The organism is Streptomyces sp. NPDC003327, assembly GCF_053589515.1.
Window position 1 is genome coordinate 1 of the sequence record NZ_JBSFSA010000055.1, and the last position, 26,519, is coordinate 26,519.

Below are 26,519 nucleotides of genomic sequence, written 5' to 3' on the forward strand. Positions count from 1 at the left end.
GAGCGCATGATGCGCGACGCCAAGATCACCCAGATCTACGAGGGCACCAACCAGGTCCAGCGCATCGTCATGGCCCGCAACCTCCCGTAACCCCCGCGCTCCGCACCGTGCCCGGAGGCGGTCCGAAGAGGCCGCCTCCGGACCGCCCTCCGCGGCGGTCGGGCTAGATTGAGCGCTTCGTACACCCGATCGTGTGAGGGAAGAGAATGACGGAAGCGGTGCTGCTGGTCGGCGGGCAGGGGACGCGCCTGCGGCCCGTGACGGTGAACACCCCCAAGCCGATGGTCCCGGCCGCGGGTGTGCCGTTCCTGGCCCACCAGATAGCCAGGGCGGCCGAGGCGGGTGTGACCCACATCGTCATGGCCACCTGCTACCTCGCCGAGGTCTTCGAACCGTACTTCGGCGACGGCTCCGCCTTCGGCGTCCACCTGGAGTACGTCGTCGAGGACGAGCCCCTCGGCACCGGCGGCGCCATCCGCAACGCCGCCCGCCGCCTCACCGGCGGCCCCGACGAGCCCGTCCTCGTCTTCAACGGCGACATCCTCACCGGCCTCGACATCCGCGGCCTCGTCGCCTCGCACACCGCCGCCGGGGCCGACGTCTCCCTCCACCTCGTCCGCGTCTCCGACCCGCGCGCCTTCGGCCTCGTCCCCACCGACCCCGACGGCCGGGTCCTCGCCTTCACCGAGAAGCCGCAGACCCCCGAGGAGATCGTCACCGACCAGATCAACGCCGGCTGCTACGTCTTCCGCCGCTCCGTGATCGACGCCATCCCCGAGGGGCGGCCCGTCTCCGTCGAGCGCGAGACCTTCCCCGGCCTCCTGGAGTCCGGCGCCAGGCTGTACGGCAAGACCGAGGACACCTACTGGCTCGACCTCGGCAGGCCCGAGTCCTTCGTCCAGGCCTCCGCCGACCTCGTCCGCGGCGTCGTCGCCTCCCCGGCCGTCCCCGGCCCGCGCGGCGAGGCCCTCGTCCTGCCCGGTGCGGACGTGGCCCCCGACGCCAAGCTCGGTGACGGCACGGTCGTCGGCGCCGGCGCCCGGATCGAGTCCGGTGCCGTCGTGCGCGGCTCCATCGTCCTCGACGGCGCCACCGTCCGGGCCGGCGCCCGGGTGAGCGCGAGCCTCATCGGCGCGCGTTCCGTCGTGGGCGCGCGCACCGTCGTGGACGGCGCGGTCGTCGGCGACGGCGCCCGGGTCGGCGCGGACAACGAGGTGCGCGCGGGCGCGCGGGTGTGGTGCGAGGCGGAGCTGCCCGACGCCGCCCTCCGCTTCTCCTCGGACCGCTGAGACCGGTCCCGCACCCCCTTCGGTACGGTCGACCCGGTCGCGTTCCGTGCCAACCAGGCCGAGTCCCGTCGTCAGTGAGGCAGCAGAGCAGTGACGGATGTGTACGAGAACGCCGCCGCCGGACGCGCGGGCGCACTCCCCGAGGCCTGGGGCCGCACCCCGCTGACCGTGGTCATGCCCACGTACAACGAGGCCGGGAACCTGCCCCGCACGGTCGCGCTCCTCATGGACCTCGACCTGCCGGGGCTGCGGCTGCTCGTCGTCGACGACGCCTCCCCGGACGGCACCGGTGACCTCGCCGACGAGCTGGCCGCGAAGTTCCACGCCGAGGACGGCACCCCGCGCCTCTCGGTCCTCCACCGCACCGCCAAGGACGGCCTCGGCCGCGCCTACGCGGCCGGCATGACCCGCGCCGTCGAGGACGGCGCCCGCTACGTCCTCCAGATGGACGCGGACGGCTCCCACCCCGAGACCAAGATCGCCGAGATGCTCGGGGTCGCCCTCGCCACCGGCGCGGGCCTCGTCGTCGGCAGCCGGTACGTGCCGGGCGGCACCCTCTCGGACTCCTGGGGCGTCCACCGCAGGCTGCTCTCGCGCTGGGCCAACGTCTACGCGGGCACCATCCTCGGCACCCGCGTCCGCGACATCACCGGCGGCTTCAACCTCTGGAGCGCCGAGGCGCTCGGCGCCGTCGACCCCTCCTCGGTCGGCAGCGCCGGCTACAGCTTCCAGGTCGAGACGAAGTACGCCGCCCTGCGCGCGGGCTTCCCGGTCATGGAGGTCCCCATCCACTTCGAGGACCGCACGGTCGGCGAGTCGAAGATGGACCTGGCCGTGCAGCTGGAGTCCGTCGCCGTGCCGTGGAAGCTCCGGGCCCGCGCCGCCCGCCGGCAGTCCGGGGTCACTTCGACTCGACGGTGACCTTCTCGTCGTTCTGGATCTGGCGGACCAGCTCCTTCACCTTCGGCATGTCCCACTTCAGCGAGCCCTGCGGCGCGCTGCCCGCGATCGGCATGTTCATGGACCTGCCGTCGCCGCCGCTGATGCCCTTCATCGCGAAGAACATCTGCCCGAGGTCGTACAGCGACATGTCCTTGTCGACGATCAGGGTGTCCAGGCCCGCGCCCAGCGTCGGGTACAGCCGGAACGGGTTGAGGATCGTGCCCGGCGTCGCCGCCTGGTTGGCGAGCGCGGAGAGGAACTTCTGCTGGTTCTTCGTGCGCGCCAGGTCCGACTCGGCGAAGGCGTACCGGGTCCGGACGAAGGCCAGCGCCTGCTCGCCGTTGAGGGTCTGCTCGCCGGCCTGGAAGTCGGCGCCCGACTTCTTGTCCTTGAAGCCCTTCTCGATGTTCATCTCGACACCGCCGAGCGCGTCCACGATGTTCGCGAAACCGGCGAAGCCGATCTCCGCGTAGTGGTCGATCCGCAGGCCGGTGTTGTACTCCACGGTCCGTACGAGCAGCTCGGGGCCGTCCATCGCGTACGCCGCGTTCAGCTTGGAGCCGCCCCGCGCCCCGTACTGCTTGCCCGACTCGGAACCGACGAAGGAGGGGATCGTCACCCAGGAGTCACGCGGCAGCGAGACCATCGTGTTCCCGCCGGAGCAGGCCGCGAGGATCATCATCGAGTCGGTCCGCTTGCCCTCGGCCGAGCCGGTGTGCAGCTTCTTCTTCTCCTCGGCCGACATGCCCTCGCGGCTGTCGGAGCCGACGATCAGGTACGTCGTGCAGTCGTCCTCCGACGGCCGCTCGATGACCTTGGCGAGGTCGACCTCGCCCCGCATCTGCGAGCTGGCCCAGGCGTACGTGCCGATGCCCCACGCCAGGACGCCGACGACCAGCACGACCGAGCCCACCTTGACGCGCCTGCGCCAGTCCGGCGCGGGCCGCCCGGGACCGCCGGAGCCGGGACCCGGGGCGTACTGCGGCGGCACGGTGCCCCGCCCGCCGCCCTGCGGGGCGCCGTAGACCTGGCCCGTGCTGTAGCCGGAGTCGTACCCCGTGCCCTGGGCCTGGGTGAAGCTCGGGTTGTAGCCCTGGTCGTGCCTCGGCGGCTGCTGGGGGACCTGCGGTCGCTGCACATGACGCATGCGGCGGGGACCCCCGGAGTGGGGGTTCGCGCTGTCGGGGCCGTATCCGCCGTCGTCGGGCCAGTCATTCATGCGGACCAGTGTGCCGGGCGCGCCTTTCCGGACGACAGCCCGGGTGGAAAATCGGACCGGTGCTGTTGCCAAGCTGATGCAGACCGGACCGATCCGGGACCCGGCATAAGGTGGAGGGCATGACAGAACAGGGCGATATCCCGGGCAAGCCCACCGCCGCCTCCCGCACCACTCTCAGCCACATCATGACCGCGCACGACACGAACCTCCTCGGTACGGTGCACGGCGGCGTGATCATGAAGCTCGTGGACGACGCCGCGGGCGCCGTCGCCGGCCGCCACTCGGGAGGACCGGCCGTCACCGCCTCCATGGACGAGATGGTCTTCCTGGAGCCCGTCAGGGTCGGCGACCTGCTCCATGTGAAGGCCCAGGTCAACTGGACCGGCCGGTCCTCGATGGAGGTCGGCGTAAGGGTCATGGCCGAGCGCTGGAACGAGTCCACGCCCGCCACCCAGGTCGGCTCCGCCTACCTCGTCTTCGCGGCCGTCGACGCCGACGGCAAGCCCCGCCCGGTGCCGCCCGTCGTCCCCGAGACGGAGCGGGACAAGCGCCGCTACCAGGAGGCACAGATCCGCCGCACCCACCGCCTGGCCCGCCGCCGCGCGATCAAGGACCTCCGCGAGCGCCGCGCCGCCGAGGGCTACACGGACTGAGCCGGGGACCCGGGGTCCTCACCCCGGGCAGACCACCCGGTCGCCCGTCGGCCAGCCCCGGCCTCACGGGCAGACCACCTGGTCGCCCGTCACCGCCTCGAACGGGCCCTTCGCCGCCGACTCCTCCGCCCGCACCGCCGTCACGCCCCGGTAGTCCCCGCCCACCGTCACCCGCAGCGTCCCGCCCCGGCCCGCCACCGGCCGCAGCTCCGCGCCCGGCAGCGCCGCCGCCAGGGTCCTGGCCGAGCGGTCCCAGCGCGGGTCGTACTCGACGAGCGTCCGGGCGCGCGCGGGGCCAGGACCGGTCATCGGCGTCCTGGTGGTGTCGAAGCCGGTCCCCCGCAGCGCGTCGTCGACCCTGCGCCCGAGCCCGTCCGTGCGGGTCCCGTTGTAGACCTGGACGCGGACCGTGCGCGGCGGTACGTCCACGGCGACCGGCTTCGGCGCCTCGGCGGCGCCGCCGGCCGGCTCCTTCCGCACGGCCGGGGCCAGCGGCCGGTCCTCCCGCAGCGCCTGGAACAGCTTCTGCGCCTTCGCCGCGTCCCACTTCACCGTCGAGCCGATCCCCTTCACCTCGAAGTCCATGTCGCCGACGGGCACGGACACGAACTCCGACGAGGCCGGGGTGAAGCCGCGCATCCCCTTCGCGAGGGCCAGCATCTGGTCCGTGCCGAAGTCCTCGTCGGCCCGCACGGACCCCAGCATCGTCGTGGCCACCTCCCGGAACCGCACCGGGTTGAACAGCACCCCGCCGCTGGTCGTCCGCTCGATCAGTGCCGCGAGGAACTTCTGCTGCCGCTGCATGCGCCCGATGTCGGCGGCCCCGTCGACGTGCCGGGAGCGCACGTACTGCAGGGCCCGGCCGCCGTCCAGCTCATGGGTGCCGGCCGCCAGGTCGAGGCCCGTGTAGGCGTCCTTCACCGGCCGGGTCGTACAGATCTCCACGCCGCCGACCGCGTCGACCGTCCGCATGAAGCTGGTGAAGTCGACCTCCAGGTAGTGGTCGATCTTCACGCCGGTCATCGACTCCACGGTCCGCACGGTGAGCGCGGGCCCGCCCTCCGCGTAGGCGGCGTTCAGCTTCACCGGGTGCGCGCTGTGCTTCTCGCCACTGTTCAGATCGGTGTGCTCGGGCATCTCCGCGTACGAGTCGCGGGGCAGGCTGACGACGCTCGCCCGGTCCCTGTCCTCGGAGATGTGGACGAGCATGACGGTGTCGGTGCAGTGACAGGGCGCCCCGCCCAGCCGGTACTTCGCCTTCTCCTCCGCGGTGATCCGGTCGCGCCCGTCGGTGCCGACGACCAGGACGTTCATGCCGTGCCCCGCCTGCGGCCGGTTCTTCATGTCCTTGAAGGGGTCCACCCGGGTGATCCCGGTGTCGAGGCCGGTGACCACCGCGTGCCCGATGCCGCCCGCCGCGAGGACCGCCACGGAGAGCGCGGTCGCCATCCGCATGCCCCACCGGGGCCGCCCGCGCCGTCGGCGGACCGGCACGGGCCGGCGAACGGGGCGGCGAGGGGGCGTGCGGGGCGGTGCGGGCACGGACGGACACCTCCGCGGGTGCGACAGGGGGACCGTGAACACCGTAGGCCCATACGATCAGCGCAAGGGCCCCCTGGCCCCGGCGGCGCGCAGCGGTGTCCCCCATTCGCGGTAACGTGGCCCGCGATCCTGCCGTCTCCCGGGGGACGACCCCCGGACCCCCCGAGGAATCCATGCAGCCCCCCGTATCCGTGATCATGCCGGTCCTCAACGAGGAGCGGCACCTGCGCGACTCGGTCCGCCACATCCTGGAGCAGGAGTACGCGGGCGAGATGGAGGTGGTGATCGCGCTCGGCCCGTCCACGGACCGCACGGACGAGATCGCCGCCGAGCTCGTACGGGAGGACCCCCGGGTCCGCACCGTGCCGAACCCCACCGGCCGCACCCCCGCCGCGCTCAACGCGGCGATCCAGGCCTCCCGCCACCCGATCGTGGTGCGCGTCGACGGCCACGGCATGCTCTCGCCCAACTACATCGCGACCGCGGTCCGGCTCCTGGAGGAGACGGGCGCGCAGAACGTCGGCGGCATCATGCACGCCGAGGGCCAGAACGCGTGGGAGGAGGCGGTCGCCGCCGCGATGACCTCGAAGATCGGCGTCGGCAACGCGGCCTTCCACACGGGCGGCGAGGCGGGCCCCGCGGAGACCGTCTACCTGGGCGTCTTCCGGCGCGAGGCGCTCGAACAACAGGGCGGCTACAACGTGGAGTTCATCCGCGCCCAGGACTGGGAGCTGAACTTCCGCATCCGCGAGGCCGGCGGCCTCATCTGGTTCTCGCCCGAGCTGCGCGTCCAGTACCGCCCGCGCCCCTCCGTGAAGGCGCTCGCCAAGCAGTACAAGGACTACGGCCGTTGGCGGCACGTGGTGGCCCGCTACCACCAGGGCTCCATCAACCTCCGCTACCTGGCCCCGCCGACCGCCGTCTGCGCCATCGCCGCCGGTCTGGTCGTGGGCGCCACGCTCACCCCGCTCGGCTTCGTGATCCCGGCCGGCTACCTCGCCGCCATCACCGCCGGTTCGGTCCCGGCGGGCAAGGGCCTGTCGTTCAAGGCCCGCCTGCAGATCCCGGTGGCGCTCGCCACCATGCACATGTCGTGGGGCTTCGGCTTCCTCACCAGCCCGCGCTCGCTCGCGAAGAAGGTCATCGCGAGCCGCCGTCCGGCGGTGCCGAGCGAACGGGTCTGACCCCCCTCGCGCACAGCCCGCGGACGGCGGCGGCCGGGCCCCTCTCCAGGGGCCCGGCCGCCGCCGTTCGGGACCTGCCGCTAACTCTTGCCGTCCCACTGGTAGACCGAGTAGACGTCCATGCAGGCGACCTTGTCGTCCGCGCCCTCGGGCAGGTCTCCCGCCTTGGTCGTCGGCCGCTTGTACGTGGCGCCCTCCCGCCAGTCCGCGCCGACCACCAGCGTGACCTCCTGCGCCTCGGCGTCGGCCCGCACGGCCGCCTCGGCCAGGCCGAGGGCCTTGGCCACGGACTGGGCGTTCGCCCGGCCCTGGTCGCCCGCCGCCTTCGGGTAGGTGACGACGGTGTCCTTGCGGCCCGCGGCCTCCTTGGACGCCTCGGCCTGCGTGAAGCCCTTGCCCGCGAGCACCTCGGCCACGTCGGCGGCCCGGCCCTCGACGGGCTCCTGACCGCCGCCGCTCGTGCCGTTGGCGACGGTCACGGCGAAGGAACCCGGCGCCTCCGCGGCCTTCTTGGGCTTCGTGGACGCCGACGGCTTCGCGGTGGCCGGGGACGTGTCGCCGTTCTTGTCGAGGGCGGTGTCCTCGCGGAGCATCGTCCAGATCTTCTCGGCGGACGCGTCGACCGGCTGGAGCCACTCCAGCGGCCGCGGCGGATACGGGGCGGTGGGCACCGTCGCCGTCGTCAACCGGTCGATCTTCACGTTCTTCAGCTGCATCGACAGCTCGAAGAGCGCCGACACCGACTGGATCTCGGTCGAGACCTTGAGCGCCTTCGTGGCGGTCTCGGCGAGCCCCATGAGCCGGCCGGTGTCGCTCCAGGCGTTCTGCTCCTGGAGCTTCTTCATCATGCCGTTCATGTACATGTGCTGGGCCTTGGCGCGGTTCTGGTCGCTGCCGAAGGCGTGCCGGGTGCGCAGCCACTGGAGCGCCTGCTCGCCCTTGACCTCGGTCGTGCCCTTGGGCAGCTTCAGCCCCGAGCCGCCCTTCTGCTGCCGGGTCGACTTGTCGTGCACACCGGTCTTGACGCAGACCGGCACGCCGCCGACCTCGTCCGCCATGGCCACCACACCGGCGAAGTCGACCATGATCCAGTGGTCGATGTAGACCCCGGTGAGGGTCTCCCAGGTGGTCAGCGTGCAGCCGGGACCGCCGCGCTGCAGCGACTCGTTGATGGGCCGGTTCGTGGTGGCGGGGTACGGCGTGCCGTCCTCGCCCCTGCACTCGGGGATCGGGACGACGGTGTCGCGGGGGATCGAGGTGATCGAGGCGTTCTGCCGGTCCGCCGAGACGTGCAGCAGCATCTGCACGTCGGCGAGCGGCTTGCGGTTCTTGTCGTCGCGGCCGCCGCCCAGCGCGATGTTCTTCTCGTCGTTCCGGCTGTCGGAGCCGATGAGGAGGATGTTGATCGGGGTGTCGCCGAGCGCGTTCGGCGGCGTCTTCTTCGCGCCGCTGTTGCCGCCCGTGCGCGGACCGCCCTGGATGTTGTCGTTCAGGTGCTGGTAGTACAGGTATCCGGCGCCCGCCGTGCCGAGTATCAGCAGGGACAGGGTGACCGCCGCCCAGCGCAGGATCTTGCGCTTGCCGGACTTCTTCGCGCGTCGCCGGGCGGCCGCCCGGCCCTCCGCCGTGGCGGGCCCGCGCGACCGGCCGCCCGCGGCCGCCCCCCGGCGCCGCTCGGCGCGCGTCGGCCCGGCCGGGGCCCCGCTCCCCGTACCGCCACCGCCTGCGCCGGCCTCCGGGGCGTCCGCGCCGTCCTCGGTGCCGCCGTCCCCGGCGCCGGTGGCCTCGCCGGCCCCGTGGAGGTCGTCGTCCCAGCCCCGTTCACGGGCGCGCGGAACACGTCCCCGTGTTCCCTCCCCACGCACGCTGCTCTGTCCCACCCCGGGTCCCCTCGTCTAGCGGCGCCGCGTGGCCGGGTGTTTCCCGGTCACTGCGCGCACACCTGCTTGTCGGCTTCTACCTTCTCCACGTCCGGCGCCTTCGTCGGAGCGGTCATGGGCACCCCCGCGCCCTTGAAGTCGGCGCCGAGGACGAGCGTCATGGGCTCGCGCTCCCCGGCGGCGACGGTGCCCGGCTTGAGGGCCGTGGCGGGAAGGCCCATCAGGTCCGCGAGCTTGCGGGCCTGGTCGGCCTGGTTCGGTGCGTAGGTGAGCGTGGTCTTCGCCGTCTCCTCGGGGGCGTTGCTCTTGTTGGTCGAGCGCAGCACGCCCTTCTCGTTCTGCAGCCAGACGATCGTCGACTGGGCGGCGCCCTGGATGCCGCTGCCGTTGTAGACGTCGACGCGTACCTCGGAGGTTTCGGCGCGCGGGCCCTGGAGCAGCTTGGCGAGCGCCTGCGCCTTCGCGTCCTTGGCGTCCTTCTCCTTGCGCTTGACCTCGGTGAAGGAGACGTCGTTCTGGATCATCGCGAAGACCTGGGGGGCCTTGTCGGGGTCGGGGACGACGGTGGCCCGTCGGTTCGCCGGCTCGTCGGGGTTGTCCTTCACGGGCACGGTCAGGAAGGTGATGTTCTTCAGGTCCACCTTCCCGATCTCCTTGGCCAGGGTGGTCAGTTTGAGCGCGGTCCCTATGCCCTTGTCGACGGTCAGCGACTCGGTGGCCGCGTTGGCGACCGAGAGCAGCTTCGTCGGGCTGTCCAGGGTGTCCTCCTTGAGCTGGCGCATCATGGAGGCGAGGAACTGCTGTTGCATCTTGATCCGGTCGAGATCGCTCTCGTTGCCGAGTCCGTGGCGGTTGCGGAGGAACGCCAGCGCCTGCTCGCCCTGGAGTTCGTGCTCGCCCGCGGTGAGGTCGAGCTTCGAGTACGAGTCCTTGATGGGCTTCGTCAGGCAGACCTTGACGCCGCCGACCGCCGTCGACAGCGTCTTGACGGCGTTGAAGTCGACCATCATGAAGTGGTGGATGCCGATGCCGGTCATCTCCGTGACGGTCCGCATCGTGCAGCCCGGGTCGCGTCCGTTGACGCCGAACGACTCGTTGAACTTGTCCTTCGAGAGCGAGCCGGGGATGACCTTGGTCGAGCCGTCCTTCTGCTTCGTCGGGCAGTCCGGGATCTTCGTCTTGAGGTCCCGGGGGATGCTCATCGCCGTCGCGTTGGTGCGGTCCTCGGAGATGTGGACGAGGAACGTCGTGTCGGCGTGGCCGGTGACGTTGTCCTTGTTGCCGTAGCTCTCGTTGCCCTCGCCGGTCCGCACGTCGTTGCCGATGATCAGGATGTTCAGCGGCCCGTCCATCGTGGGCGACTCGACGGCGGCGTTGCCGACGTCCACGACGCCGATGTTGCCGTTCAGCTCGTTGTAGAGCAGGTACGCGCCGGTCGCGCCGCCGACGAGCACGAACGCCATCGTGCCGCCGGTCCACAGCAGGACCTTCTTCTTGCGCGTGGCGCCCTGCTTGCGCTTGCGGCGGCTCGCGGGGCCCTGCCGGCCGCCCCCGGTCCGCTCGTCGACCCGGCGGCGCCGCTGGCCCGGTACGGGGGCTTCGACGGGCGTCTCGGCGGGCGCCCCGGCGGCCCTGGCGGCAGCCCGGGCGGCGGCCCGGACGGCGGCCCTGCCGACGGGTGCCGCCGTCGCGGACGCCGACGCGGTGGCCGTGGCGGTTCTTCCGGAGGGGGACGGGATCGTCGACTGCCCAGCGGAGTGGTCCAGTCGCAGTTCGTAGTTGCCGGTCTGCGGGTTGAGGACCCACTGGTCGGCCGGGTCGATCTCGTCGGCCCGTCCACGGCTGTGCGCGTCCACGGTTACTCGAGTCCTCCGTCGGTGCCACGCGAGGCGCCTCCCCCACAGGGCGCCGCTCGGTCGTTCGATCCTTGGTGAGTGCTGCGACCACGGGGTCGGGGTGCACCGGATCGCGTCACACTATCCGCCCAGTTCAGCGTGGGGCGACGTCCGTGACAAATTCCACGCCCCTTACAACCGGGCAATTTGCGCAAACCTCATCGCCCCCTGCCCTCCCCTTGGCCCACCCTTTACCCGCTCTCCGTTCCGCCCCGCCGGTCCCGCCATGAGCATGCCCAGGTGGGCGCCGGTGTGCCGACTAGGTACACGCCCCCTCCGCCGCGTTGCGTCCGGTGAAGGTGGGGGTCGCGCTCGGCGACGGCGCGTCCGCGTCGTCCGGCTTGTTGTCCCCGGTCGCCCCGCCGTCCGTCCCGGTGCCCTCCGGCCCCTCCGGGGGCTCCGGGGTCACCGCGACGGGCTTGTCCTCCCGGATCTGCCGGAAGAGCTGACTCGCCGCGGGCTGCACCAGTTCGTCCCGGTTCGCGTTGTACGTGTACGGCCGCCGCGGCACCGTGAGGAACTGCACCTTCTCCGTGGGGATCGCCCGCATCACCCGCGCCAGGTCGTACAGGTCCCGCAGCGAGTCGAGCCCCGGGTCGGTGGTGATCGACCGGGTGGCCGCGTCCAGGACCGGATACAGCTTCGTCGGGTTCAGCAGGACCCCGTCGCTCTGCACCTTGTTGACGAGCGCCCCGAGGAACTGCTGCTGCCGGTCCATCCGTTCGGTGTCGCTGCCGTTGCCGAGGGACTTCCTGGCCCGTACGAAGCCGAGGGCCTGCTCCCCGTGGAGCGTCTGGCGCCCCGCGGGCAGCCTCAGATGGGCGTCGGCGTCGTCGATCGGCTCCTCCAGGCAGATCTCCACCCCGTCGACGGCGTCCACCATCTCCTTGAAGCCGCGGAAGTCGACGACCATGTGGTGGTCGACCCGGATGCCGGTCAGCTTCTCGACGGTACGGATCGTGCACGCCGCACCGCCGAACTCGAAGGCCCAGTTGAACTGCGAGAACTGCTCCCGGGTGCGTGAACCGTCCGCCGTGCGGCAGCTGGGGACCGTCACCATCAGGTCGCGTGGGATCGACATCGCGGTCGCGCTCGACTTCCCCGCCGACAGGTGCAGCAGGATCGTGGTGTCCGAGTGCTGGGTGCCCTTGTCCCTGCCGTACTTGCTGTTCCCCTCGCCGGCCCGGGTGTCCGAGCCGATGAGCAGGATGTTCCGCGCGGCGGAGGCACTGGCCGGCGGGCGCTCCTTCTCGTACCTCCGCAGCTCGTCGGCGGCGGTGTGGTCCGTCGTGATGTTGCCGTCCAGCTTCCGGTAGAACCACCATCCGGCCGCGGCGGCCCCGAGCACCACGAGCGAGACGCCGAGCGCCGTCCACCGCAGCCAGTGCCGCTTCCGGGGCGGCGGCGCGTCCGCGTCCGGGTCCGCGTCCGGGTCCACGGCTGAGGAGTCCGGCTCCTGCTCCGGTTCCGGTTCGGCCGGCGTGCCTGCACGGTCCGTCACGTCGTCAGTCCGTCCTTCGTGGCGTCGGCGGACGCCGGGCCCCCGCCGCTCACAGAAGGAGACCGCCGGGCCCGGCGCATGGTTGTGCGGAAGGAGACGACTCCCCCCGGCCGATCATGTACCGGAGACCGCGCGGGGACCTGCGGGCTCGACGGGTCGCTCCGCCAAACGGGTTCAGGGGGTGAGCCCCGCCCGCCGCCACCCCGGGCTCAGAGCGCCGCGCTCGTCACCCGCTCGCTCTCGATCCGCTTCTCCAGCGCCTCCGGCGCCAGCCGGTCCGGGTTGCGGCAGAGCACCACCGAGCCGCCCGCGGCCAGGGGGGCGTACAGGCCGGCCGAGAGGCCCTCCCAGCCGTCGTACGGGAGCCCCGAGAGCAGCCGGGACCCGGCGCCGAGGCCCAGCTCCGCCGCGTCCGAGCGAGCCTGCTCGACGAGCTGTGCCGCCGTGCGTTCCGTACCGTCGACGACGAGGGCCACCGCGTCCGGATCGACCGGGACGAACGGGGCGAACCGGTCACCCTGGCTCGGCACCTCCACCGCGTAGTCCGCGTAGCCGTCCGGTGCGACGGGGAAGCGGCGGCCCATCGGGGCCAGCGACAGCGCGATCCGGTCACCGGAACAGGCGAGACCCGCCTCCAGGGTGTCCGGGCCCGCCACCACGTAGTCCGCGTCCGCCGGATCGCCGCCCAGCTCCGCCGTCACCCCGACGGACGAGCAGGCGAGCAGCCAGACGGCGGTCTGCCAGTGTGCGGGCAGCAGCAGGGCGAGCCGGTCGCCGGGCGAGGCGGACAGTTCGCCCTGGAGCAGGTTCGCGGTCTTGGCCACCCAATTGGCGAAGGTGGCGACGGACAATTCCACCCGCTCACCGGTGGCGTCGTCGTAGAACGTGACGAAGGGGCGCGCGGGGTCCGCGGCGAGCGCGGATCGCAGCAGGTCGGCGGGGGTGCGGTCGCTGGCGTTCACGCCGGACAGCGTACGCGGGCGGCCGTGCGGGGTCCGCCGTACCGGTGAAGGCGTCCACCGGTCGGCCGGACGCGGCGACCGTTTCCGGGCGGCCTCCCGCCGCGCGGGACCGCCCGGCGGTACGCACGATCGGCCCATGCGTGCCTCACTCGCCTCCTCGATCGCCGTCACCTGTGCGGCGGTCCTCGCCCTGCCGGTCACCCTCGCCGCGCCCGCGGCGGGATCCGCGGCGCCACCGGCGGCCTCCGCGCTGCCACCCGGCCCCGAACTGCCCGGCTCCACCCAGTCCCTGCCCCTCGCACCCCTGGGCGGATCGGCACGGGCCTTCGGCGGCGGCGCGACGGGCACCGCCGAGCAGGGGCTCGCCCGACGCCACGTCCGGCCCTTCTCCCTCGTCGGCGTCGTCTGGGACGACCCGGCCGCCGCGCTCCACGGCACCGTCCAGGTCCGCACCCGGGCCACGGCCGACGGCGCCTGGTCGGAGTGGCAGGACGTGGAGACCCACCACGACGAGCACGGTGCCGACCCCGACACCGCGGAGGGCGCCTCCGGGGCGCTCAAGGGCTCCACGGCACCGCTGTGGGTGGGTGACTCGGACGGCGTGGAGATCCGGGTACGGAGCGAGGAGGGAGCCGCCGCACCGCTGCCGGCGGGCCTGCGCGTGGAACTCGTCGACCCGGGGGAGGCCCCGGCGGACGCCTCGGAGACGGCTGCCTCCCCGGAGACGGCGGTCGCCCCGGAGACGGTCCCGGAGGCGGCCCCGGACCAGGCGTTCCCGGACCAGGCGTTCCCGGACCAGGCCTCTTCGGACGCGGCGGCCCCCCGGAGCCGTACCGCCGCGCTGCCGAGGCACGCCCCGTACGACTCCGTCCGGGAGGTGACGCGGCCTGTGGAGGTGGGGGTCCCGCGCCTCGCGGCGCTCCGTACGGAGACCTCCGCGCAAGCCGAAGCCGGTCAGGCCGAACCCGGTCAGGCCGAAGCCGGCGCGGCCGCACCGCTCACGGCACCGGTCGCCGCCCCGGCCAAGCCCTACATCGGGCCCCGCCCCAAGATCATCACGCGCAAGGGCTGGGGCGCCGACGAGAAGATCCGCGAGAAGGGCTTCGTCTACACGAAGACCATCAAGGCGGCCTTCGTGCACCACAGCGCCACCGGCAACAACTACACCTGCCGCCAGGCCCCCTCCGTCCTGCGCAGTATCTACCGCTACCACGTCCTGAGCAGTGGATGGCGCGACTTCGGCTACAACTTCGCCGTCGACAAGTGCGGGAACATCTACGAAGGCCGGGCGGGCGGCGTCGCCAAGCCGGTCCTCGGCGCGCACACCCTCGGCTTCAACACCAACAGCATGGGCATCGCCGTCCTCGGCACCTTCAGCAAGAGCAACCCGCCTGCCGCCGTCGTCACCGCCGTGGCCCGCCTGACGGCGTGGAAACTCGGGCTCCACGGCGTCAATCCGAAGGGCTCGGCCTATCTGATCTCCGGCGGCGGAAACCTGTACAAGAAGGGCACCAAGGTGAAGTTCAACGCCATCGCGGGACACCGGGACGGCTTCGCCACCGAGTGCCCCGGCGTACGCCTCTACGGCAAGCTCGGCACCGCCAGGACGTCCTCCGCGAAATACCAGGGAAGGCGCTGACGGTCCGACGGGGCGACCATCCGCATAAACTGACCGGCCACATCGCACGGACGACCGAGACGTGCGAGGCCGGCAGGCCCCCGGACAGGAAGCAGAGACGACAGGTGACAGAAGCGATCCTCCTGGTCGGCGGCAAGGGCACGCGACTGCGGCCCCTCACGGTCCACACGCCCAAGCCCATGGTCCCGGCGGCCGGTGTCCCCTTCCTGACCCACCAGCTGGCCCGCGCCCGCGCCGCCGGCGTCGAGCACGTCGTGCTCGCCACGTCCTACCTGGCCGAGGTGTTCGAGCCCCACTTCGGGGACGGCTCCGACCTCGGCCTGCACCTGGAGTACGTCACCGAGGACGAGCCCCTCGGCACCGGCGGCGCGATACGCAACGTCGCCTCCCGGCTCACCTCCGGCCCCGACGACCCGGTCCTCGTCTTCAACGGCGACATCCTCACCGGCCTCGACATCCGCGCCCTCGTCACCACCCACGCCGACTCCGGCGCCGACGTCTCCCTCCACCTCACCCGGGTCGAGGACCCCCGCGCCTTCGGCCTGGTCCCCACCGACCCCACCGGCCGCGTCACCGCCTTCCTGGAGAAGCCGCAGACGCCCGAGGAGATCGTCACCGACCAGATCAACGCCGGCGCGTACGTCTTCCGCCGCTCGGTCATCGACGCCATCCCCGCCGGCCGGCCCGTCTCCGTCGAGCGGGAGACCTTCCCCGAGCTGCTCGCCGCCGGTGCCCACCTCCAGGGCATGGTCGACTCCACCTACTGGCTGGACCTCGGCACCCCGCAGGCCTTCGTCCGCGGCTCCGCCGACCTGGTCCTCGGCCGCGCCCCCTCCCCGGCGGTCCCGGGCCGCCGCGGCGACCGGCTCGTCCTGCCGACGGCCCGCGTCGCCCCGGACGCCAAGCTGACCGGCGGCACGGTCGTCGGCGCCGACGCGGTGGTCGGCGCGGGCGCCCGCGTCACCGGCTCCGCGCTCCTGGCGGGCGCGGTCGTCGAACCGGGCGCCGTCGTCACGGACTCCCTGATCGGCGCGGGCGCCCGCGTCGGGGCGCGCACGGTGGTGACGGGCGCCGTGATCGGGGACGGGGCGACGGTGGGCGCGGACAACGAGCTCCGGGCCGGCGTCCGCGTCTGGTGCCACGCCGAGGTGCCCGCCTCCGCCATCCGCTTCTCCTCCGACCAGTAGTCCCCCGCGCCGCCCGGACGGTACGGGCGCCGCGAACGGCGACCGGAACCGGCGGGGGCGCGGGCGGCTACGCTCGTAGCCATGGCCGGCCGCTTCGTTCCCCAGACCACCCGCACCACCGTCCGCGGCGGCCGCATCCCCGTCCCCCGGTCCCTGGACCGGGCGGACCGGGCGGACCGGGCGGGCCACGAGGCCCCCGTGGCCCACGCCGGCCAGGAAACCGTCGTCGAGGGCAAGGCGGCGGGCCACCCGGGCCAGGCGGGCCACACGGTGGACCACGACGCGACCCTCGACCTGGGCCTCACCCTCGGCCCGCTCCGCCGCGGCCCCGCCGACCCCACCTTCCGCGTCACCCCCGACGGCTCCTTCTGGCGGGCCACCCGCACCCCCGCCGGCCCCGGCACCCTCCGCGTACGGAGGAGCGCGAGCGGCCGCGTCGAGGCCGAGACCTGGGGGCCGGGAGCCGCCTGGCTCCTGGACGCGCTCCCGGCCCTGCTGGGCGCCGAGGACGACCCGGCCGCCTTCGTGCCCCGCCACAAGCTGCTCGCCGCGACCCACCGGCGCCGCCCCGGACTGCGCCTCACCCGCACCGGACTGGTCCTTGAATCGCTGATCCCCTCCGTCCTGGAGCAGAAGGTCACGGCGACGGAGGCGTACGCGTCCTGGCGCCACCTGGTCCGGGCGTACGGCGAACCCGCCCCCGGCCCGGCCCCGGAGGGCATGCACGTGATGCCGGACGCCCGTACGTGGACGCGGATCCCGTCCTGGGAGTGGCACCGCGCGAACGTCGACGGCAAGCGCTCGGCGACCATCGTGCGCGCGGCGCGCGTGGCGCCCCGCCTGGAGGAGGCCGCCCGGATGTCCCCGCCCGAGGCCCGCAGGCGCCTGGAGCTGGTGCCCGGGATCGGCCCCTGGACCTCGGCGGAGACGATCCAGCGCAGCAACGGCGCCCCGGACGAGGTCACCACGGGCGACCTGCACCTGCCGGGCATCGTCGGCTGGGCGCTGGCCGGGGACCGGACGACGGACGACGCGGCGATGCTGGACCTGCTGGCGCCCTACGCGGGCCAGCGCCACCGGGCCGCCCGCCTGATCCTGCTCAGCGGCCGCACGCCGCCCCGCCGGGCGCCCCGCATGGCACCCGGCGACATCCGGCACCTCTGACCGGGCTCCTCGGACCCCGAACGGGTCAGCGCACCTCGACGAACTCCGTAGCCCGTCGCGCGGGCCGCTCCTTCGGCGGGGCCGCCGGATGCCCGATGGCGACCGCGCCCATGGGGTCCCAGTCGTCCGGCAGCCCGAGGACGTCCCGCACGACGTCCCGGCAGAACATGGTCGAGGACACCCACGCCGAGCCGAGCCGCTCGCCGGCGAGCGCCACCAGGAAGTTCTGCACGCCCGCGCCCGTCGCCACCACGAACATCTCGCGCTCGGCCGCGTCCCTGCGCGGGTCCCCGTAGTGGTGGGAGCCGTCCATGACGAGGCAGGGCACGGCCAGATAGGGCGCGTTCCGCAGGACGTCCCCGCGCCGCACCCGCTTGGCGATCGACTCCTCGGACCTGCCGTCGCGCCGCAGGTCCGCGATCCACGCGTCCCGCATCGCGTCGAGCAGCCGCAGCCGCGACCCGGCGGACTCCAGGAGCACGAACCGCCAGGGCGTGGTGTGGTGCGGCGCCGGAGCCGTCACCGCCGCGGCGACCGCGCGCCGTACCGCACCCGGGTCGACGGGGGCGTCCGTGAACTCCCGTACGGTCCGCCGCAGCGTCACCGCTTCCCGTACGGCCTCGGACGTACCGAGCCGGAACATGTCGTCGGCCGCCCCGCGCACCAGCGCCCGCGCGCCCGGCTCCGCGTCGTCGCCCACCACGTGCGGCAGGCCCCGGACGACGGCGACCGGGCGGCCGGTGGCCTTGCCCTTCACCAGGTCGCCCGCGGCGGCGAGTTCGTCGGCGGTGGCGACGACGGTCGCGCTCAGCGGTTTGCCGTACGCGTCGGTCCCGCCGCGCAGGTCGTCGAGGACCCGCACCCCGGCCGCCCCGATGGCGACGTCCGTGAGGCCGCTGCGCCAGGGCCGCCCGAAGGTGTCCGTGACGACGACGCCGACGTCCACGCCGAGCGCGTCGCGCAGCCCCGAACGGATGCGCCGCGCCGAGGCGTCGGGGTCCTCGGGCAGCAACAGCACGGTGCCGGCAGGGGTGTTGGAGGCGTCGACCCCGGCGGCGGCCATGACGAGGCCCTGCCGGTTCTCGACGATGCGGAGGGTGCCGCGGCGCGCCACGACCCGTACCGTCTCGGCGTCGATGGCCTCCTCGCGGTCGTCGGCGGCCCTGACACGGCCCTCCGCCTTGCTCACGATCTTGGAGGTGACGAGCAGGACGTCGCCGTCCGCCAGGTCGGGGGAGACGGAGGCGATCAGCTTGGCGAGGTCGTCCCCGGCCGCGACCTCGGGCAGCCCGGCCGGCGCCCAGACGCGGTACCCGGAGCCCACGGACCCCTCGACCCCACCGGTGACCGCGCTCCCCGTCTCCGCAGCGCCCCCGCCCGCCGCCGCGTCGGGTGCCGTCACCCGCGCACCTCCTCGGCCAGCGCCAGCGCCTCGCGCGCCATCGCGGCCGTCGCGTCCACGTCGGTCATCATCAGCGGCACGGCGCGGCAGGCGATGCCCGCCGCCTCGACGTCCGCGACGGCGCCCGCGTCGACGGTGTCGACCAGCCAGCCGCCCAGCAGCTCGGGGCCGTAGTGCCGGGCCACGGCCGCCGCCGTCGCCTCCACGCCGACCGCCGCGAGGACCTTGTCGGCCATGCCGCGCACGGGCGCGCCGCCGACGAGGGGGGAGAGGCCCACGACCGGCGCCGCGGCGGCGACGAGCGCGTCGCGGATGCCGGGCACGGCCAGGATCGTCCCGACGGAGACCACCGGGTTGGACGGCGGGAAGAGGACGACGTCGGCCTCGGCGACCGCCTCCAGCACGCCCGGCGCGGGCTTCGCCGCCTCGGCGCCGACGGGCACGACGGCCTTCGCGTCCACGGAGGCGCGCAGCCGCACCCAGTACTCCTGGAAGTGCACGGCCCGCCGCTCGCCGTCGACCTCGATCGCCACGTGCGTCTCGACGCGGTCGTCGGACATGGGCAGGAGCCGGACGCCGGGCTGCCAGCGGGCGCACAGCGCCTCGGTGACGGCACTCAGCGGGTAGCCCGCGGCGAGCATCTGCGTCCGGACGATGTGCGTGGCGAAGTCCCGGTCGCCGAGCCCGAACCAGTCGGGTCCGACCCCGTACGCCGCGAGCTCCTCCTTGACGGCGAAGGACTCGTCCCGGCGGCCCCAGCCCTGCTCCTCGTTGATGCCACCGCCGAGGGTGTACATCACCGTGTCCAGGTCGGGGCAGACCTTCAGCCCGAAGAGATGGATGTCGTCACCCGTGTTGCCGACGACCGTGATCTCCGCGTCCGGCGCGGCCTGCTTGAGGCCGCGGAGGAAGCGGGCACCGCCGATGCCACCGGCCAGAACCACAATGCGCATGTGGATCAGTCTGTCAGGCGGGTGCGACTCCGTGGGAAGCCGGGGACGCGGGCGCGGGCGCGGCGCACCGGGCCCGGAGCGGCTCGTGCATCGGCATCTCGGTCAGACCCGGGTAGTACACGTGCAGGCTGACGGCCGGTTCGAGGGAGTCGTTGACGACCTCGTGGACGTACCCGGGCGCGAACGCGCGCTGCGCACCCCCGGAGAGCTTCCGTACGCCCCGGTCCGTACGTTCCGTCAGCTCGCCCTCCAGGACGGTCAGGACGCCGGACGAGGGGCCGTGGTCGTGGAGTCCGCTGCCCTGGCCGGGCACCCAGGAGAGCAGCCAGACCTCGTAGCCGGGGCCGGTGCGCAGCCGGTGGTACCAGCGGGTGGTGGCGTCGTACTCGACGTGCGGGGCCCACTGGGCGCGGTCGGCGGCGATCGAGCGGGCGAGGCCGACGAACTCGGCGACGGTGACGGGGTGCTCGCGCGGGGGCTGGAGCAGGTGGGGGACTTCGAGGATGTCGCCGGCGATCTGAAGGTCGCTGTCCATGTTCATGGGTGGAGTGGTTCCTCAGCAGAAACAGGAGCGGTGGGGGGTCACGGAAGAGAGGTGACGCGAGTGACGCAGGGTGACGCTGGGAGAAGAAGCTGGAGCTCTACGGCATCAACAGCTGGGACAGCAACAGCAACAGCGCGCCTGGACAGCGCGGCGGAACCCACGGGCGTGGGTCGCGGAGGGCGCTGAGGTCGCTGGCATGCCACCAAAGGTGGCCGGGCGGACACCCGACTGTCAACTCAATGCCCGGTTTGGCCGTAATTTTTCACCTCATTCGGTTGCCCTTGGCGGAGAAAGGTTTGCTCACCCCCGGACCAGGCAACATGGCGCTTCGACCGTGCCCGTGAACATGGCGGCGGCGACACGGGCGTCCTCGGGCGGCCCGTGACCGGACTGTGATCCGGATCGCTTCCATGGCTGGATCGCAACAAGATCCACGTCTCGGACGTCCTTCTCTGTGAGGCGCAGCGGTCGGAACCAGCCGGTGGCATGTGTCTCGTTTTTGGTGATTTGAACACTTTCCGCATAGGCTTGGTTCCGCAGAGTGAATACGGGGCCCAATAGCAGATCTCGGCTTGACTCGCACAGAGCACGAACTTGTAATTTCACTCGTGTCGTTCGGCCGGGTTCGGTGACGGCCACATCACGGGGACGCACAGACAGACGAGGGGCGCAGATGACCGAGTTGTTCCAGGAACTGCTGGTCGAGGACGCGGACGAGGAACTCGGCTGGCAGGAGCGCGCGCTGTGCGCCCAGACCGATCCCGAGTCCTTCTTCCCCGAGAAGGGCGGCTCGACCCGCGAGGCCAAGAAGGTCTGCCTCGCGTGCGAGGTCCGCTCCGAATGCCTCGAATACGCCCTGCAGAACGACGAACGCTTCGGCATCTGGGGCGGTCTGTCCGAGCGCGAGCGGCGCCGTCTGAAAAAGGCCGCCGTCTGACCCGCCACCGCGCCGGCCGCGCACCGCACCGCACCGCGCCGCAGCGCACCGCACCACCCCGGAACGGTCCGCCCCCTGTGTCTGTCCACAGGCGGCGGACCGTTCTGCGTGCGTGAGTGCCGTTCGTACCCGCTCCGTCCACAGCGCCCGCTCTGTCCACAGCGCCCGCCCTGTCCACAGCATCCGCTCTGTCCACAGGGCGGCGGACCCCGGTACGTCCAGCCGTTAGTGTGGGCCTCCGTCCGAGACGCCATCCCACGCCCCCCGCGGGCGACCCCGGCCGGAGGGCCCGTAGCTCGATGTCCTCAACTCCTGAGTTTCCGCGACACGTCGTCACCGCCGTGCTCGTCACCCACGACGGCGCACGCTGGCTGCCGGACGCGCTCGCCGGGCTGCTCGCCCAGGAACGCCCCGTCCAGGGCGTCGTCGCCGCCGACACCGGCAGCGCCGACGACTCCGCACGGCTCGTCGCCGAGGCCGTCGGCGACGGCAACGTCCTGCACCTCGCCCGCCGCACCGGCTTCGGCGCCGCCGTCGAGGAGGCCGCCCGCACGGCGCCCGTGCTCGGACCCGAGGACCTCCCGTACCTGAAGCGCCCCAGCGGCTGGGACCCCGTCAGCCGCACCTGGAACGACGAGGCCTACGACCTCCCCGAGCTCCCGCACGGCGAACCCGTCCAGTGGCTCTGGCTCCTCCACGACGACTGCGCCCCCGAGCCCGGCGCCCTCGCCGAACTCCTGCGCGTCGCCGACTCCGACGCGTACGCCGCCGTCATCGGCCCCAAGCTCCGCGGCTGGTACGACCGCAAGCAGCTCCTCGAAGCCGGCGTCTCCATCGCCCGCAGCGGCCGCCGCTGGACCGGCCTCGACCGCCGCGAACAGGACCAGGGCCAGCACGACCAGATCCGCGCCGTCCTCTCCGTCTCCACCGCCGGCATGCTCGTCCGCCGCGACGTCTTCGAGGAGCTCGGCGGCTTCGACCGGCGCCTCCCCCTCATGCGCGACGACGTCGACTTCTGCTGGCGCGCCCACGCCGCCGGCCACCGCGTCCTCGTCGCCCCCGACGCCGTCCTCCGGCACGCCGAGGCCTCCGCCCGCGAGCGCCGCACCGTCGACTGCGCCGGCCGCTCCGCCACCGACCCGCACCGTGTCGACAAGGCCGGCGCCGTCTACACCCTGCTCGCCAACACCCGCGGCCGGGCCCTCCCGTACGTCTTCCTGCGCCTCGTCCTCGGCACCGTGCTCCGCACCCTCGGCTACCTCGTCGGCAAGGCCCCCGGCCAGGCCGTCGACGAGATCATGGGCCTCTTCGCGACCCTGCTGCGGCCCGAGAAGATCCTCGCCGCCCGCAAGCGCCGCAAGAACCCCGCCGTCCCCGCGGGCGAACTGCGCTCCCTCTTCCCGCCGCCCGGCGCCACCGTCCGCGCCACCGTCGAACAGCTCGCCTCCCACTTCGGCGGCTCCGACGCCGACTCCGGCGGCTCCCGCCACGGCGTCGTCGAGTCCGGACCCGGCGGCGACGACGCCGACTACCTGGAGATCGAGCAGTTCGCCCGGCTCAAGAAGATCGCCCGCAAGCCCGGACCCGTCCTCTTCGGCCTGCTCCTCCTCGTCTCCCTCGTCGCCTGCCGCAACCTCTTCACCGGCGGCTCACTGGCCGGCGGCGCCCTACTGCCCGCCCCCGACACCGTCTCCGGCCTCTGGTCCCGCTACGCCGACGCCTGGCACCCGCTCGGCACCGGCGGCACCCAGAGCGCCCCGCCGTACCTCGCGGTCCTGGCCGCCCTCGCCGCGCTCTTCCTCGGCTCGACCTCCACCGCGCTGACCCTGCTCCTCGTCTGCTCGGTCCCGCTCGCCGGCTTCACCGCCTACTTCGCCGCCCGCGGCCTCGTCGAGTCCCGGCTCCTGCGCGCCTGGGCCGCCGTCGCGTACGCCTTCCTGCCCGCCGTCACCGGAGCCCTCGCCGCCGGCCGCCTCGGCACCGCCGTCCTCGCGATCCTGCTCCCGCTGATCGCCCGCGCCGCCGTCGCCGCCCACGGCTTCAACCGGCCCGACCGCGGCAGCTGGCGCGCCACCTGGGCGTACGCCTTCCTGCTCACCCTCACGACCGCCTTCACCCCCGTCGTCTGGCCGCTCGCCGTCCTCCTCGGCTTCGGCGTCCTCGTCCTCAGGCGCGGCGACATCACCGCGTACGGGCTGCGCTTCCTGGCCGCCGTCGGCACCCCGATGCTGCTCCTCGCGCCCTGGTCGCTCACCCTCCTCACCGACCCCGGCGCCTTCCTCCGCGAGGCCGGCCTCGACGTCCGCACCGGCACCGCGTCCGCGCTCGACCTCCTCGGCACCAGCCCCGGCGGCCCCGGCACCACCGGCGGCCTCCTCCTGCTCGGCCTCGTCCTCGCCGCGCTCGCGGGACTCCTGCGCGAGGAGCGCCGGTTCGCCGCGCTCGCCGCCTGGACCGCCGCGCTCGCCGGACTCCCCCTCGCCGCCCTCACCAACGGCGCCGACGGCACCGGCTGGGCCGGACCCGCCACCCTCGTGTACGGCGCCGCCCTCCTCGCCGCCGGCATGCTCGGCGCCGAGGGCGGCCGCAGCCGCGTCGCCGCCCACGGCTTCGGCTGGCGCCAGCCCGTCGCCGCGCTCGTCGCGCTCGCCTGCGCCCTCGGCCCCGCCGCGGCGGCCGTCGGCTGGATGATCGGCGGCGCCGACGGCCCGCTGACCCGGCGCGACCCCGTCCAGGTCCCGGCGTTCGTCGCCGAGGAGAGCACCACCACCGACCAGCCCCGCACCCTCGTCCTCGGCGGCACCACCCCCGGCGAGGTCGCCTACACCCTCGTCCGCGGCTCCGGCGCCCGCCTCGGCGACGGCGAACTCATCGCCGCCGCCGACACCGACGCCCGCCTCGACGCGGTCGTCTCCCGCCTCGTCGCCGGCTCCGGCGCCGACCAGACCCAGGAGCTCAGCGGCTACGCGATCCGCTACGTCCTGGTACGGGACGGGGCGCCGCGCCAGATGAACCGCGTCCTCGACGCCACCCCCGGCCTCGCCCGCCGCAGCCAGCTCGACGGCACCGCCCTGTGGGAGGTCGAGCGCCAGATCGGCCGCGTCACCATCGTCCCGGCCGCCCCGAAGACCGCCGAAAGCGACACGGACGCCTCCGCCGACGACACGGACGCGTCCGCCCCCGCCGACAAGCCCGTCATCGTCCCCTCCGGCCCCGTCGAGGCCCACACCGACATCCCGCGCGGCGCCGCGGGCCGCGTCCTGCGCCTCGCCGACCGCGCCGACGAGGGCTGGACCGCCACCCTCGACGGCAAGGAACTCACCCGGACCACCGTCGACGGCTGGGCCCAGGGCTTCACGCTCCCCGCCGAGGGCGGCCGCCTCGACCTCACGCACGAGCAGCCCCTCACCCACACCGCGTGGGTCTGGACCCAGGCCGCCCTCGCCGTCGTCCTCCTCGTCCTCGCCCTGCCCGGCCGCCGCCGCGAGATCGACGACGACCTCCCCGAGGAGGAGCTCGCCATCCCCGCCCAGGCGACCGAGGGCGACGGCCGCCGCGCGCGCCGCCTGCGCGCCGCCGCGGAGGCCGGGGCCGCCGCCGAGGCGTCCGCCGCCACCGAGGGCGCCGACACCGCCTACGAGGACGGACACCCGGAGGCCGCACCGGCACCCGAGCAGATCCCGGTCCCCGACCAGCAGGCGTACGGCACCGAGCAGTGGAACGGCGGCTACGACCCCGCCTACGCCACCCCCCAGCCCCCCGTCGACCAGGGCTACTACGACGGGTACGCCACCGACCCGTACCAGCAGCAGCCGTACGCGTACCCCCAGCAGGGCTACGACCAGCAGCAGCCGTACGCGACGTACGACACCGGCCAGTACCCGGAGCAGCAGCAGTACGACCCCTACGCCTACGGCACCGGCCCCGACGGCGGCACCGTCCCCGGCCAGGGGTACGACGACCACCAGGGGTACGACGACGGCTACGGCTACGGACACCCCCAGGGCCACGAGGCCGAGCAGCAGCGTCCCGACGGGAGCAGCAACCAGTGAAGCGCCCCACCCTCTCCCTGATCGCCGTCGCCACGGCCCTCGCCGCCGTCACCGGCTTCGCCGCCATGACGGCCCCCGACGGCGCCGCCCCCGACGGCGCCGGGGCCACCGCGGGCGCCGCTCCGGCCCGGCTCCCGGTCGAGCGCACCACCCTGCTCTGCCCCCCGGCGAGCACCTCCGAGGTCGCCGAGACCGTCCACACCTCGTACACCCCGCCCGGCACGGCCGCCACGGGCGCCGGCCCGGCGGCCAAGGCCCCCGCCGGCACGGAGGACGCCCGGCCCGTCGCCCAGTTGCGGCTCGCTCCCGGGCCCGCCGCCCCCGCCGACGGCGGCAAGAAGCCCAGGGCCCCCAAGGCCCCTGCCACCGTCACCGCCCCCGGCAAGCCCGTCGTGGCCGAGACGGACGGCGCCCTCACCCCGGGCCTCACCGGCTCCGCCACCGGCGCCCTCGCCCCCGGCTGGACCGTCCAGCAGACCACCAAGGTCCCGGCCGGCGGCGCCCGCGGACTCCTGGGCCTCGCCTGCGGAGCCCCCGACACGGACTTCTGGTTCCCCGGGGCCTCCACCGCCAAGGGCCGCCAGGACTACGTCCACCTCACCAACCCCGACGACGCCGCCGCCGTCGTCGACATCGAGCTCCACGGCCCCGAGGGCGTCCTCGCCTCGCAGTTCCCCGACGGCATCCCGGTCCCGGCCCGCTCCACGGTCCCGGTCCTCCTGCCGACCCTCACCACCGACGCGGGCACCCGGGACGTGACCGTCCACGTCACCAGCCGCAGCGGCCGCGTCGGCGCCGCCATCGGCGCCGCCGACGACACCCACGGCAGCGACTGGCTCACCGCCTCCGCCGACCCGGCCGCCTCGGCCGTCCTGCCCGGCATCCCCGCCGACGCCACCTCCGTGCGGCTCGTGGCCTTCGCCCCCGGCGACGCCGACGCCGACCTGAAGATCCAGCTGGCCACCAAGAACGGCACGATCGTCCCGGCGAGCGCGAGTTCCCTGCACGTGAAGTCCGGGATGACCGCCGCCGTCGACCTGCCGAACCTCACCCGGGGCGAGGCAGCCTCCCTGATCCTCACCCCGAGCGACCCGAAGAAGCCCGTCCCCGTGGTCGCCGCCCTCCGCGTCGTCCGCGGCACCGGCGCCCGCGAGGAGGTGGCGTTCATCCCGGCCGCCGCCCCGGTCACCGCCCGCGCGACCGTCGCCGACAACCGCGCCAAGGCCTCGACGCTCTCCCTCACCGCCATGGGCGGCGCCGCCCGGGTCAAGGTCACGGCCTCGGCCGGCTCCCAGGGAGGCACGCCCGTCTCCCGTACGGTCTCCCTCAAGGAGGGCACCACGGCGGCGCTGACCGACCTGGTGCCCGAGGGCCTCAAGGGCGCGTACGCCCTGACGGTCGAGCCGCTCCCGGGCGGCGGGCGGGTCTACGCGGCGCGGACGCTCGCCCTCCCCGAGGACAGCGTCCCGATGTTCACGATCCAGACGTTCACGGACGACCGCGGCACGGTGGAGGTCCCGACGGCCCGCCAGGACCTGGGCGTCCTCGGCGACTGAGCGCGCGCTCCGGGGACG

Annotated in this window: 20 protein-coding genes; 11 read left to right on the forward strand and 9 right to left on the reverse strand. The window is 73.7% G+C overall.

What is annotated here, in order from left to right:
* The 3 genes from ACWDVG_RS28395 to ACWDVG_RS28405 form a co-directional block, all read left to right on the forward strand.
* A partial coding sequence (locus tag ACWDVG_RS28395; RefSeq protein ID WP_144385854.1) for an acyl-CoA dehydrogenase family protein occupies positions 1–90 on the forward strand: 90 nt, incomplete at its 5' end.
* 116 nt (positions 91–206) lie between these two features.
* The gene (locus ACWDVG_RS28400; RefSeq protein WP_451703275.1) at positions 207–1,289 is read left to right on the forward strand and encodes a sugar phosphate nucleotidyltransferase; all 1,083 of its coding nucleotides are present in this window, start codon (positions 207–209) and stop codon (positions 1,287–1,289) included.
* Positions 1,290–1,463: 174 nt separating this feature from the next.
* Entirely contained in the window at positions 1,464–2,210 is a 747-nt protein-coding gene (locus ACWDVG_RS28405; protein WP_451703324.1) for a polyprenol monophosphomannose synthase, read from the forward strand.
* On the opposite strand, the gene ACWDVG_RS28410 is transcribed toward ACWDVG_RS28405, so the two are convergent.
* A complete protein-coding gene (locus tag ACWDVG_RS28410; RefSeq protein ID WP_451703277.1) occupies positions 2,191–3,450 on the reverse strand; it encodes an LCP family protein in 1,260 nt (419 codons plus the stop codon). The genes ACWDVG_RS28405 and ACWDVG_RS28410 overlap by 20 nt on opposite strands.
* 119 nt (positions 3,451–3,569) lie before the next feature.
* On the opposite strand from ACWDVG_RS28410, the gene ACWDVG_RS28415 reads away from it, so the two are divergent.
* Positions 3,570–4,103: an acyl-CoA thioesterase gene (locus ACWDVG_RS28415; protein ID WP_451703279.1), complete on the forward strand. Its 534-nt coding sequence runs from the start codon at positions 3,570–3,572 to the stop codon at positions 4,101–4,103.
* Between the two features lie 63 nt (positions 4,104–4,166).
* Here the strand turns inward: ACWDVG_RS28415 and ACWDVG_RS28420 are convergent, their stop codons facing one another.
* Positions 4,167–5,645 (reverse strand): LCP family protein, encoded by a 1,479-nt coding sequence (locus ACWDVG_RS28420; RefSeq protein WP_451703280.1) that lies wholly within the window; start codon positions 5,643–5,645, stop codon positions 4,167–4,169.
* Between the two features lie 173 nt (positions 5,646–5,818).
* On the opposite strand from ACWDVG_RS28420, the gene ACWDVG_RS28425 reads away from it, so the two are divergent.
* Positions 5,819–6,829, forward strand: coding sequence for a glycosyltransferase family 2 protein (locus ACWDVG_RS28425; protein WP_451703282.1), 1,011 nt, complete (start codon positions 5,819–5,821; stop codon positions 6,827–6,829).
* Positions 6,830–6,909: 80 nt separating this feature from the next.
* Here the strand turns inward: ACWDVG_RS28425 and ACWDVG_RS28430 are convergent, their stop codons facing one another.
* From ACWDVG_RS28430 to ACWDVG_RS28445, 4 genes are all read right to left on the reverse strand, one after another.
* Positions 6,910–8,709 (reverse strand): LCP family protein, encoded by a 1,800-nt coding sequence (locus ACWDVG_RS28430; protein ID WP_451703284.1) that lies wholly within the window; start codon positions 8,707–8,709, stop codon positions 6,910–6,912.
* A 47-nt stretch (positions 8,710–8,756) separates the two neighbouring features.
* Positions 8,757–10,565 (reverse strand): LCP family protein, encoded by a 1,809-nt coding sequence (locus ACWDVG_RS28435; protein WP_451703286.1) that lies wholly within the window; start codon positions 10,563–10,565, stop codon positions 8,757–8,759.
* A 298-nt stretch (positions 10,566–10,863) separates the two neighbouring features.
* Positions 10,864–12,105, reverse strand: a complete 1,242-nt coding sequence (locus ACWDVG_RS28440) for an LCP family protein (RefSeq protein WP_451703288.1) — start codon at positions 12,103–12,105, stop codon at positions 10,864–10,866.
* Positions 12,106–12,314: 209 nt separating this feature from the next.
* Positions 12,315–13,067 carry a TIGR03089 family protein gene (locus tag ACWDVG_RS28445; protein WP_451703289.1) on the reverse strand — a complete coding sequence of 251 codons (753 nt, stop codon included), beginning with the start codon at positions 13,065–13,067 and terminating at the stop codon, positions 12,315–12,317.
* A 136-nt stretch (positions 13,068–13,203) separates the two neighbouring features.
* On the opposite strand from ACWDVG_RS28445, the gene ACWDVG_RS28450 reads away from it, so the two are divergent.
* The 3 genes from ACWDVG_RS28450 to ACWDVG_RS28460 all read left to right on the forward strand — a co-directional run bounded on the left by ACWDVG_RS28450 (position 13,204) and on the right by ACWDVG_RS28460 (position 17,057).
* Positions 13,204–14,706: an N-acetylmuramoyl-L-alanine amidase gene (locus tag ACWDVG_RS28450; protein WP_451703292.1), complete on the forward strand. Its 1,503-nt coding sequence runs from the start codon at positions 13,204–13,206 to the stop codon at positions 14,704–14,706.
* Between the two features lie 104 nt (positions 14,707–14,810).
* Positions 14,811–15,893 carry a sugar phosphate nucleotidyltransferase gene (locus ACWDVG_RS28455; RefSeq protein ID WP_451703295.1) on the forward strand — a complete coding sequence of 361 codons (1,083 nt, stop codon included), beginning with the start codon at positions 14,811–14,813 and terminating at the stop codon, positions 15,891–15,893.
* An 81-nt stretch (positions 15,894–15,974) separates the two neighbouring features.
* Entirely contained in the window at positions 15,975–17,057 is a 1,083-nt protein-coding gene (locus ACWDVG_RS28460) for a DNA-3-methyladenine glycosylase family protein (protein WP_451703296.1), read from the forward strand.
* Positions 17,058–17,082: 25 nt separating this feature from the next.
* Here ACWDVG_RS28460 and ACWDVG_RS28465 read toward each other — a convergent pair whose 3' ends face one another.
* The 3 genes from ACWDVG_RS28465 to ACWDVG_RS28475 all read right to left on the reverse strand — a co-directional run bounded on the left by ACWDVG_RS28465 (position 17,083) and on the right by ACWDVG_RS28475 (position 19,953).
* Entirely contained in the window at positions 17,083–18,381 is a 1,299-nt protein-coding gene (locus ACWDVG_RS28465) for a coenzyme F420-0:L-glutamate ligase (RefSeq protein WP_451703326.1), read from the reverse strand.
* Positions 18,382–18,455: 74 nt separating this feature from the next.
* The gene (cofD, locus tag ACWDVG_RS28470; protein ID WP_451703298.1) at positions 18,456–19,412 is read right to left on the reverse strand and encodes a 2-phospho-L-lactate transferase; all 957 of its coding nucleotides are present in this window, start codon (positions 19,410–19,412) and stop codon (positions 18,456–18,458) included.
* Positions 19,413–19,425: 13 nt separating this feature from the next.
* Positions 19,426–19,953, reverse strand: coding sequence for a cysteine dioxygenase (locus ACWDVG_RS28475; RefSeq protein ID WP_451703301.1), 528 nt, complete (start codon positions 19,951–19,953; stop codon positions 19,426–19,428).
* A gap of 676 nt (positions 19,954–20,629) precedes the next feature.
* On the opposite strand from ACWDVG_RS28475, the gene ACWDVG_RS28480 reads away from it, so the two are divergent.
* The 3 genes from ACWDVG_RS28480 (at position 20,630) to ACWDVG_RS28490 (ending at position 26,501) form a co-directional block, all read left to right on the forward strand.
* Positions 20,630–20,893: a WhiB family transcriptional regulator gene (locus ACWDVG_RS28480; protein ID WP_015033978.1), complete on the forward strand. Its 264-nt coding sequence runs from the start codon at positions 20,630–20,632 to the stop codon at positions 20,891–20,893.
* A gap of 299 nt (positions 20,894–21,192) precedes the next feature.
* Complete coding sequence (locus ACWDVG_RS28485; protein ID WP_451703302.1) at positions 21,193–24,945, forward strand: glycosyltransferase; 3,753 nt, start codon at positions 21,193–21,195, stop codon at positions 24,943–24,945.
* Positions 24,942–26,501: a DUF5719 family protein gene (locus tag ACWDVG_RS28490; RefSeq protein WP_451703305.1), complete on the forward strand. Its 1,560-nt coding sequence runs from the start codon at positions 24,942–24,944 to the stop codon at positions 26,499–26,501. Before ACWDVG_RS28485 ends, ACWDVG_RS28490 begins: the two co-directional genes overlap by 4 nt.
* Positions 26,502–26,519: the final 18 nt, after the last annotated feature.